The organism is Pseudoalteromonas sp. TB64 (assembly GCF_000498095.1).
In the GTDB taxonomy this organism is placed as follows: domain Bacteria; phylum Pseudomonadota; class Gammaproteobacteria; order Enterobacterales; family Alteromonadaceae; genus Pseudoalteromonas.
This window is the reverse complement of record NZ_AUTQ01000099.1, coordinates 109,043-118,575: the sequence shown is the minus strand read 5'-3', so window position 1 is coordinate 118,575 and position 9,533 is coordinate 109,043. Positions and strand designations below refer to the sequence as shown.

Below are 9,533 nucleotides of genomic sequence, written 5' to 3'. Positions count from 1 at the left end.
CAATGCTTGGCATGGATGAGAGAAAAATTAACGTTAACGTTACCATGTTAGGAGGCGGTTTTGGGCGTAAATCAAAACCTGACTTTTCAGCAGAAGCAGCTTACCTTTCAATGAAAGTAGGCAAGCCTATTCGTGTGCAATGGACGCGTGAAGACGACATACAACATGGTTTTTACCATGCAGTTTCGGCTCAGCACATTGAAGCATCGCTAGATAAAAATGGCGCAATAGAATCGTATTTACACCGCACCGCGTTTTCACCAATTACCTCTACCTTTTCAGAAGGGGCGACTACGCCAGGAAGCTTTGAACTGCGCTTAGGATTTACCGATAACCCTATTAACACACCTAACATGAAGTTAGAAAACGGTGATGCGCCTGCCAAAGCACGAATTGGTTGGATGCGTTCTGTATCAAATATTTTTCATGCCTTTGCTATTCAGTCATTTATTGGCGAAGCAGCGCACAAAGCCGGTCGCGACCAAAAAGACTATTTACTAGACACTATAGGTCCGAGTCGTATTGTTGATGTAACTGAGCAAAATGCCACATACGATAATTATGGTGGCGATAAAGCGGTTTATCCTTTAGATATTGGCAGACTGCGCCATGTTATTGAAAAAGTAGCTGACATGAGTAAATGGGGTCGAGAACTTCCTAAAGGTCGAGGTTTAGGCATAGCAGCACATAGAAGCTTTTTAACTTACGTAGCTACGGTAGTTGAAGTAGAAGTGTCGGATGCTGGCGATTTAAAAGTAATTAAATCGTGGGTTGCCATTGATGCGGGTACGGTTGTAAATACCGACACCGTTAAAAATCAAACCCAAGGTGGCTCTATTTATGGGATTACAACTGCAATCAGCGATGGTATTACCTTTGATAAAGGCCGCGTACAGCAAAGTAATTTTCATGATTATCGCGTACCGCGTATGAGCGACGTACCTCTTGAGATTGACGTTGAAATTGTACAAAGTGATGCACCACCAGCAGGGGTAGGCGAGCCGTCTACACCAGTTTATGCGCCAGCATTATGTAATGCTATTTTTGCAGCGTGCGGAAAGCGTATTAGGCAGTTACCGATTGGTAACCAATTAAAAGCGTAGCTAAATAACCTACAGCTTAAACAAAAAAACCGCCAAAATGGCGGTTTTTTTAAAAGCGGTTAACGCGGTTTAACGACCTTTTTCAAACTCATCAACTTCACGCTCTGCTTCTTCTTTAGATTTACCGTATTGCTGTTGAATTTTACCAACAAGCTCTTTACGGCTACCTTCAATTTTATCTAAATCATCGTTGGTAAGATCGCCCCATTTTTGTTGAGCCTTACCTTTAAGTTCTTTCCAATTACCTTCGATACGATCGCTGTTCATAAGTTTATCCTTACTTTAGGTTAGTGAATTAACTGTCAGTTATAGAGTAGCAAGCCTTGTACCAAAGAATAATAATTAATTTATTGCTTTTATTATCAGCTGGTTATACTTTTAAGTTGAGTTTATTTGTTTTTAATACTGCGTTTTTATTAAAAAATATACATAGCAGCCTGTAATTATTGCTTACCTAAGTTACGCCGCTTTGATGTAACTCATTCTTAAACTTTTGTTTTAAGCTAATATGCAGTTATTAAATAAAGTAGTTAACCTGAGTGAGTTATGAATACTAAAACGTGTGAATATGGGGTAGGTGACTGCTCATACAAAATGGCAGGTGAGTTAGCAGGTATTACACAATTGGTGAATGCGTTTTACGATAATATGGACGCTTTAAAAGAAGCTGAACATATAAGGAGTATGCATTTAAAAGACTTATCGGCATCGCGTAAAAAGCTTGCTTACTTTTTGTCGGGCTGGTTAGGTGGTCCTAAATTATACGCTGAACATTTTGGCAGTATTAACATACCTCAAGCGCATAAACATTTACATGTAGGAATTGAGCAAAGTGATGCATGGCTTTTGTGTATGCAAAAAGCGGTTGATGAGCAACCTTACGAAGCACCATTTAAAATTTACTTAATGCAGCAATTACGAGTGCCTGCAGATCGAATTAGAATGACCTTATAGTTGTACTCTAAATAGGGCGGATGTATTTTTAGAGTTGCGCGCATTACGTATTTGACGCGTCTTTTTTGTTTTTATCGTTTAACTTTGCATCTATAAGCAAGTTTTCAAGTTCATCTTGTAACTCAAAAAGTTCAGGCTCAATATTTTCAAGTACGCATTTGTTTTTAAGTGAAGTTTCGATAGTCTCAGCTAATAATTTAAGCTTTGGTACACCTGTATAACAACATGCTCCGTGAAATTTATGAACGATAGTCAGTACTTGTTGGCAGTCTTTTTCCTCAATTGCTTTAACCAGTAGGTTGAGCGTTTCTGGCACACTCAATAGCAGCATATTAAGCATTTCTGATGCGAGTTCACTTTTACCACCAGCTCGTTGTAAAGCAAGTGCCCAATCGATTCGGTTGCTTTCAAATGGGGCAGGGCTTTGCGGTATATCATTTTTTGTTTTGTCGCGATTAATAGGTGTTTGTGGGCTATGGTCACTAATAATTTGTCTTAGCATATCCTCATCAATTGGCTTAGTTAAGTAGCCTTTGAAACCATCTTTAAGAAGTTGTTCTTTTTCGCTATGCAGTGCATGCGCTGTTACAGCAATAATAGGAGTATCTTCGTTTAGAGATGATTCTTGTATAAGCTTACATGCAGTAATGCCATCCATAATTGGCATTTGTATATCCATAAAAATGATATCGTATTTATGGCTTTTACTTAAACTGTAAGCTTGTGAACCGTTATAAGCTGTGTCGATCACTTCAATTTGTTCGGCAAGCAATGTATTAATTAGCTTTAAATTTGCATCGTTATCATCAGCAATAAGCACTTTAAGAGGAAGTAATTGTTGCTCATTTTGTTCAATATTATGTACCGGATGATCTAGTCGATAAGGAGCTGCAAGCACCTCACACAGCTTACGATGATTAAGCGGTTTACTTAAACATGCATCTGCACCGCTACCAATAAAGGCTTCACGCATATTATGCGATACCGTATTAAGCATTAAGTATAAGTAATCGGTGGATTCGCGTACCGCTTTTACATAGCTTTTTAGGCGTTGCATATCATCAACAGAAGCCATATGACCAATTAGACAAATATCGTATTTAAAGTCTTTATTTTTTATAGCATCTAAAAAGCTGGTTTCGTTAAAGCAAGCTGTAACATTAGTTTGCCACTGCGTTAATAATGACAAAACAGCATGATGAGTATGCTCATGTGGCTCTAAATATAAAATACGTTTACCAACAAGTGATTTGCTTGGTAAATCATCTGTAAATACATGATTGGGTAATCTAAATATACTATTAAAGGTAAAGCAGGTTCCGTTACCTGGCGCTGAGTTTAATGTTATGCGCCCGCTCATTGCTTCAACAATGTGTTTAGTAATAATTAGCCCCAAGCCAGTTCCACCAAATTTACGTGTAATACTTGAGTCAGCCTGACCAAAAGGGGTAAATAAAGAGTCTTGCTTATCCATAGGAATACCCACACCAGTATCGGTAACAGCTACCAGTACAGATGCACGTTCCTCGTCAAGTAATCGATAGCTTATATCGACCTTTATTGAGCCTTTTTCAGTGAATTTAATCGCATTACTTAATAAATTTATAAGTACTTGTTTAAAGCGAGTTGGATCGCCAGTTAAATTATCAGGTACTTGTGGATTGATATAAATAGACAGTTCAAGTTGTTTATCGTGCGCACTAGGCGCAAGTAAAGTCATTACTTCGTTAATTGCATCGCGTAATTGGAACTGAATTGATTCAAGTTCCATTGCACCAGCTTCAAGTTTAGAGAAGTCTAAAATATCACTAATAATAGTCATTAAGCTATTTGCTGAGAGCATAATAGTATCAAGATAATCTTTTTGATGTTTATTAAGAGGCGTTTTATAAAGCTGACGAGTAAAGCCCATTACACCATTTAAAGGTGTACGTAATTCGTGACTCATTTTTGCTAAAAAGTCTGACTTAACGCGGTTAGCATCTTGCGCCTCTTTTTTAGCCATAGTGAGTTCAATATTTTGAGTTTCGTATTGCTCTAGTGTTTCGCGGTAATCGCTGGTTGCTTGATCGATGTTTTTTTGCATTTCATCTTTTTGCATCACCATAGTTTGAGCAATTGTATTTAAGCCTTCACGAAGCAGTTCAAACTCACCAATCATACTATCGTTTAAGCCCGTACTTCTTTTACCTTCTACGAGTTTGTCGGTTGCGAGCACTAACTTATTTAACGGCGTCATAAACATGCGGCTTAATCTTAATGCTAAAATAGCAGCAAAAACTAACGAGATAATAATTACAATTCCGCTAATTAGCAGTGCACGCTGTTGACCTATTACAGCTTGATCTTTATTTAACTGTAAGATGACGGTGCCCAAAGGAGATTGAAATGCAGATGGGTCCCATTTTGAATCGTGAGTAGAGTGATTAATGATTGGACTGAAAAAGGTAATCAACTCGTCTGAGACTTGTATTTGAGTCGTATTTAAGTTTTGCAGCGATTTTTGATTAATTAGTTTATCAAAAGAGCGATGATAATTGCTGGTCATTAGTAGCTTGTTGTCATTATCAAAAATTGCAACCGACTTTATAGCTGGAGAGTGTTTGTTATGCGTGTAGCTAATTAAACGGCTAAGTAATTGTATGTTTTTTTCTATTAAGGGCTGCTCGAGCGCAATTGCAAGAGGCTCTGAAATAGTTGCGCCTTGCTGATATAAAATTTCATCAAGCTCAATGTAACGATTTATTGTAAAATAACCACCAAGTAGTAATCCAATGATCACCGTCGGGATCAGGGTCAGTGTTAAAACAGAATCGCGTAAGCCTAATTTGGTCATAATGGAAGCATTTTTATCATTATTAGTATGCTTTGAGTATATACGGTTCAACACCTATTCTCAAAGCATCTACGATAGCAGCAGATTAATTGTTTTAACCAATAAGCATTTAAGGTAACACCTAATGGCACAAATTTTTAAAGCCAAAAAAAAGCCACTACAAAAGCAATCCGTAGTGCTCGATATAACAGCAATGGATCATCAAGGTCGTGGTATAGCTAAACATAATAATAAAGTGTGTTTTGTTAGTGGTGCTTTACCTAACGAACAAGTTAAAGCAACTATTGTTGATGATAAAGCGCGCTATAGTAGTGCGGTTACTCAAAAGGTTATTAAAGCAAGTGAGTCACGCGTAACTCCTTTTTGTGAGCATTATAATCACTGTGGCGGTTGTCAATTACAACACTTAGATGCACGCCAACAAGTTGTTGAAAAACAAGCGGCAGTAAATCAGTTGTTTGAAAAGTTTGCTAAACAAAATAATTTAAATTGGCAAGAGCCATTATTAAGCAAGCCTACGCATTACAGACGCAGCGCTCGTATAGCGGTGATGTTTGATAAAGCAGCTAAAAAAATGAGGGTAGGTTACAGAGCAAGTGGTTCAAAAAATATTGTAAGTATTAATAAGTGCGCCATATTAAGTGAAGCGTTTGTAGATGTATTTACACTATTTGATAAAATAATTAATCAGCATAAAGCGTTGCACAGTATAAGCCATCTACAATTGTGTCAAAGTGATGAGCAAAATTTTGTTGTTATTCGCCATACAAAAGCAATACCAGATGAAATTAAAGGGTTAGTTGAGCAAACAACTGCAAATTATAAATATAATATTGTGTGGCAAAGTGAAACTGATGTAATTGATCACTCACATACAGCAATGCCATTTTATTACCTGGATGAGTTTGACCTTAAGTTTGAATTTGGTTTAGGTAACTTTATTCAGGTAAATGCGCAGGTTAATCAGGCTATGCTCAAGCAAGCCGCAAATTGGCTTAATTTAAATGGTGATGAAAATATATTAGATTTATTTTGTGGTATTGGTAATTTTTCACTAGTGCTGGCAAAACAAGCGAAAACGGTAATTGGTGTTGAAGGAGTCGTTTCTGCGGTTGCAATGGCTACTCAAAATGCGCAAACTAACTCTATTGATAATACGCAATTTCATTGTTTTGATTTAACGCAAAAAATTGAAAAAGCACAATGGTTTACTGATAATTTAAATGTACTCGTACTTGATCCATCTCGCACCGGTGCAATGGCTGTATTAGAGCAATTACCTTTAAAGCAGTTTAAAACAATTTTATATGTTTCTTGCGACCCTGTTACCTTAGCCCGTGACAGCGCTATTATTTCGCAAGCAGGCTTTGAACTTAATAAAATAGGGCTAATGAATATGTTTCCTCATACAGGACATATCGAAACAATGGCGTTATTTCAACGGAGGTAGAGCGCATTATGGTAGCTACACGTCAATCGCATCAACAAGATGAAACAGGTGATTTTGCCTCTCGTCTTAAATCACTCGACCTTTCTACCGAAAGGTCTGAGTTATTAAATCAAGCGCAAGCACTATGTGTTAATTGCGATAACGAAAGTCGACAAAATATGGCCATTGAAATGGTCGAGATTTTAGTTGAATTAAACCTTGATGCTGAATCGCTAGCTACTGCGTATTTAACACCTTATTTTTTAAGTGACTTAGTGTCGCTTGAAACCGTTGAAGAGCAGCTAGGTAATAACGTAGCAATGCTTCTAACGGGTGTAGCACAAATGGCTACAATTAGTACTTTATCGCATCAGGGTAAAGGCAATGTACAGGTCGATAATATTCGAAAAATGCTATTAACGATGGTGGAAGATGTGCGCGCCGTAGTTATTAAATTAGCTGAGCAGGTTTGCCACTTACGCAATGTAAAAGATGCCAACGAAGAAGAACGTGTAATTGCAGCAAAAGAAACGGCCGACATTTTTGCACCATTAGCCAACCGATTAGGTATAGGGCAATTAAAGTGGGAGCTTGAAGACTTATCGTTTAGATACCTTCACCCTGATATATATAAAAGTATAGCCAAGCAACTTGACGATAAGCGCTTAGCCCGAGAAGCCTATATGGAAGATATGGTTGAACAGGTTAAAAACCGCTTGAAAGAGGCAGGTATTGAGGCGCAAGTGTATGGGCGTCCTAAGCATATTTACAGTATTTACAAAAAAATGGCGCAAAAAAATTACGAATTCGATCAGCTTTTCGATATTCGTGCAATGCGAGTTGTAGTTGAGCGCTTACAAGATTGTTATGGCGCGCTGGGAATCGTACACACAAATTGGCGCCACCTTAATAAAGAATTTGACGATTATGTAGCGACGCCAAAACAAAACGGCTATCAGTCTATTCATACCGTAGTATTTGGACCTGAAGGTAAAACGGTAGAGATTCAAATTCGCACCAGCGATATGCATCAAGACGCAGAGCTTGGTGTTGCTGCGCATTGGATATATAAAGAAGGTGCACTGCCAGGGCGCGGCTCAGGTTATGAGCAAAAAATCAGCTGGCTACGTAAATTATTACAATGGCAAGAAGAAGTAGTCGATGGCGGCGATTTAGCTGAAGAGCTTAAAAACCAAGTGGTCGAAGACCGCGTATACATATTTACTCCAAGCGGCGACATTATTGATTTACCACTTGGCGCTACACCACTCGATTTTGCTTACTATATTCACTCAAACGTTGGGCACCGGTGTATTGGTGCAAAAATATTTGGTAAAATAGTACCGTTTACGCATCAACTTACAACAGGCGATCAGGTAGAAATACTGACCCAAAAACAACCAAATCCAAGTCGTGATTGGTTAAACCCGTCATTAGGGTATATTAAGTCATCTCGTGCTAGAGCTAAAATTCATCACTGGTTTAAACAGCTCGACCGCGATAAAAACTTAAGTGCGGGTAAAGATATTCTCGACAGTGAACTTCAAAAGCTCAATTTAACTTACAAAGATTTAGAGCCCGCCATTAAGCGTTTTAATTTTAAAGAACTTGATGACTTAATGGTTGCGATTGGTGCAGGCGATGTACGTCTAAATCAAATGCTTAACTTTGTAAGTGATAGGACAGAAGATGAGCCGGTTATTCGTATTAAAGCACCTAGCAAAGTAACGGGTGATAAAAATGGCATAGTGGTTGATGGCGTTGGTAGCTTAATGAGCCATGTAGCTAAATGTTGCCGCCCAGTGCCGGGTGATGAAATTATTGGTTATATAACTCAAGGGCGTGGTATTGGTGTTCACCGAGAAGATTGTGACTCGTTTAACAATTTAAAAACTCAGCACCCAGAGCGCGTAATTTCGGTAAGTTGGTCTGATGATATTAATGGCTCCTATGCACTAAGTATTAAAATTGAAGCGAGCGACAGGTCGGGTTTAATACGCGACATAAGTTCAGTGTTAGCTAACGAAAAAGTGAACGTACTTAATATGAATGTAAACACGGTAGGAGATAATCAGTTAGCAGTATTTACCATGCAAATAGAAGTGCATGATTTGTCTGGTACCAATCGTGTGCTTTCAAAGTTACACCAAATTGAAGGCGTGCACGATGCCAAGCGTGGACATTAAATATGAATAATACAGCGCTTACAAAGCTACTTAATATAATGAAAACACTACGAGATCCTAAAGACGGCTGCCCATGGGATCTCAAGCAAGATTTTAAATCTATAGTGCCACATACATTAGAGGAAGCTTACGAAGTTGCCGATTGTATTGAATCAGGCAACTTGGGTGAACTTAAAAACGAACTAGGTGATTTATTATTTCAAATAATTTTTTATGCGCAACTAGCTCAAGAGCAAAACTTATTTGATTTTAATGGTGTAGTAGAGCAGCTTAACGATAAACTTACGCGCCGTCATCCTCATGTTTTTGGCGATAAAAAAGAGCTAACAGATGAGCAGTTATCGTACCAGTGGCAATCAATTAAAGCACAGGAACGCAGCGAAAAAGTAGATAAAAGTACAGCCTCGCTTTGGCAAGATATACCTATAAATATGCCAAGCTTGAGCAAAGCTAAAAAAATTCAGCAACGTGTTGCCTCACTTGGTTTTGACTGGCCTACCTATCATGGAGCACTTGATAAAGTGAGTGAGGAAGTGCTTGAAGTAAAAGAAGCGCTCGAGCATGACCCATTTTCAGATCACACGGCAGAGGAAATAGGCGACCTACTTTTTGCTACAGTTAATGTTGCACGCCACGTAAAACGCGATCCTGAACAATTAATGCGCAACGCTAATAATAAGTTTTCAGCCCGATTTGAAAAAGTTCAAGCTTACTTAAATGCACAAGGTAAAAGTCTTGATACAGCGACTTTTGAGGAAATGGACAGCGCATGGGATGCGATAAAAAAAGCGGGCTAATTATTTAGGGCGTGTTGAACTTTGTGGATTGAAACTTATTCAATCTAGAGGCGATTAAATCGCGGCGTGAGTTTTATAACCTAGTGGGCTCGGTAACTGCTCCTGCGTTACTCTTGTAACTTACATCCATGTGAGAATAAGTAAAAATAGAGTAAAGCTCCCGCGTTCTGCTCACGCCTCTTACCTATATACATTTAGGTAACAAAGAGTTAGTAGCCCTAAAAAGAA

At 38.4% G+C, this 9,533-nt stretch carries 6 protein-coding genes and 1 pseudogene (1 of these 7 cut by a window edge); 5 read left to right on the top strand and 2 right to left on the bottom strand.

From position 1 onward, the window contains the following. Positions 1-1,103 (top strand): annotated as a pseudogene (locus L647_RS01000000123830) (molybdopterin cofactor-binding domain-containing protein); it begins 1,141 nt to the left of the window's first position. A 69-nt stretch (positions 1,104-1,172) separates the two neighbouring features. On the opposite strand, the gene L647_RS0107550 reads toward L647_RS01000000123830, so the two are convergent. Next, the gene (locus tag L647_RS0107550; protein ID WP_024610634.1) at positions 1,173-1,370 is read right to left on the bottom strand and encodes a CsbD family protein; all 198 of its coding nucleotides are present in this window, start codon (positions 1,368-1,370) and stop codon (positions 1,173-1,175) included. A gap of 279 nt (positions 1,371-1,649) precedes the next feature. Here L647_RS0107550 and L647_RS0107545 point away from each other — a divergent pair, with 279 nt between their 5' ends. Beyond that, positions 1,650-2,057 (top strand): group II truncated hemoglobin, encoded by a 408-nt coding sequence (locus L647_RS0107545; protein WP_024610633.1) that lies wholly within the window; start codon positions 1,650-1,652, stop codon positions 2,055-2,057. A 43-nt stretch (positions 2,058-2,100) separates the two neighbouring features. Here the strand turns inward: L647_RS0107545 and barA are convergent, their stop codons facing one another. Then, positions 2,101-4,893, bottom strand: coding sequence for a two-component sensor histidine kinase BarA (gene barA, locus L647_RS0107540; RefSeq protein WP_024610632.1), 2,793 nt, complete (start codon positions 4,891-4,893; stop codon positions 2,101-2,103). Positions 4,894-5,017: 124 nt separating this feature from the next. Here barA and rlmD point away from each other — a divergent pair, with 124 nt between their 5' ends. Genes rlmD through mazG form a run of 3 tightly spaced genes read left to right on the top strand, consistent with a single transcriptional unit; the run spans position 5,018 to position 9,305 of the window. Beyond that, positions 5,018-6,343, top strand: a complete 1,326-nt coding sequence (gene rlmD, locus L647_RS0107535) for a 23S rRNA (uracil(1939)-C(5))-methyltransferase RlmD (RefSeq protein ID WP_024610631.1) — start codon at positions 5,018-5,020, stop codon at positions 6,341-6,343. Between the two features lie 8 nt (positions 6,344-6,351). After that, positions 6,352-8,508 carry a GTP diphosphokinase gene (gene relA, locus L647_RS0107530; protein ID WP_024610630.1) on the top strand — a complete coding sequence of 719 codons (2,157 nt, stop codon included), beginning with the start codon at positions 6,352-6,354 and terminating at the stop codon, positions 8,506-8,508. Positions 8,509-8,510: 2 nt separating this feature from the next. Further along, positions 8,511-9,305: a nucleoside triphosphate pyrophosphohydrolase gene (mazG, locus tag L647_RS0107525; RefSeq protein WP_024610629.1), complete on the top strand. Its 795-nt coding sequence runs from the start codon at positions 8,511-8,513 to the stop codon at positions 9,303-9,305. Positions 9,306-9,533 lie beyond the last annotated feature (228 nt).

What these genes read in the sequence shown, in the direction of transcription:
- L647_RS0107550 (WP_024610634.1), bottom strand. Translation starts at nt 1,370, where the DNA reads ATGAACAGCGATCGTATCGAAGGTAATTGGAAAGAACTTAAAGGTAAG.
- L647_RS0107545 (WP_024610633.1), top strand. Translation starts at nt 1,650, where the DNA reads ATGAATACTAAAACGTGTGAATATGGGGTAGGTGACTGCTCATACAAA.
- barA (WP_024610632.1), bottom strand. Translation starts at nt 4,893, where the DNA reads ATGACCAAATTAGGCTTACGCGATTCTGTTTTAACACTGACCCTGATC.
- rlmD (WP_024610631.1), top strand. Translation starts at nt 5,018, where the DNA reads ATGGCACAAATTTTTAAAGCCAAAAAAAAGCCACTACAAAAGCAATCC.
- relA (WP_024610630.1), top strand. Translation starts at nt 6,352, where the DNA reads ATGGTAGCTACACGTCAATCGCATCAACAAGATGAAACAGGTGATTTT.
- mazG (WP_024610629.1), top strand. Translation starts at nt 8,511, where the DNA reads ATGAATAATACAGCGCTTACAAAGCTACTTAATATAATGAAAACACTA.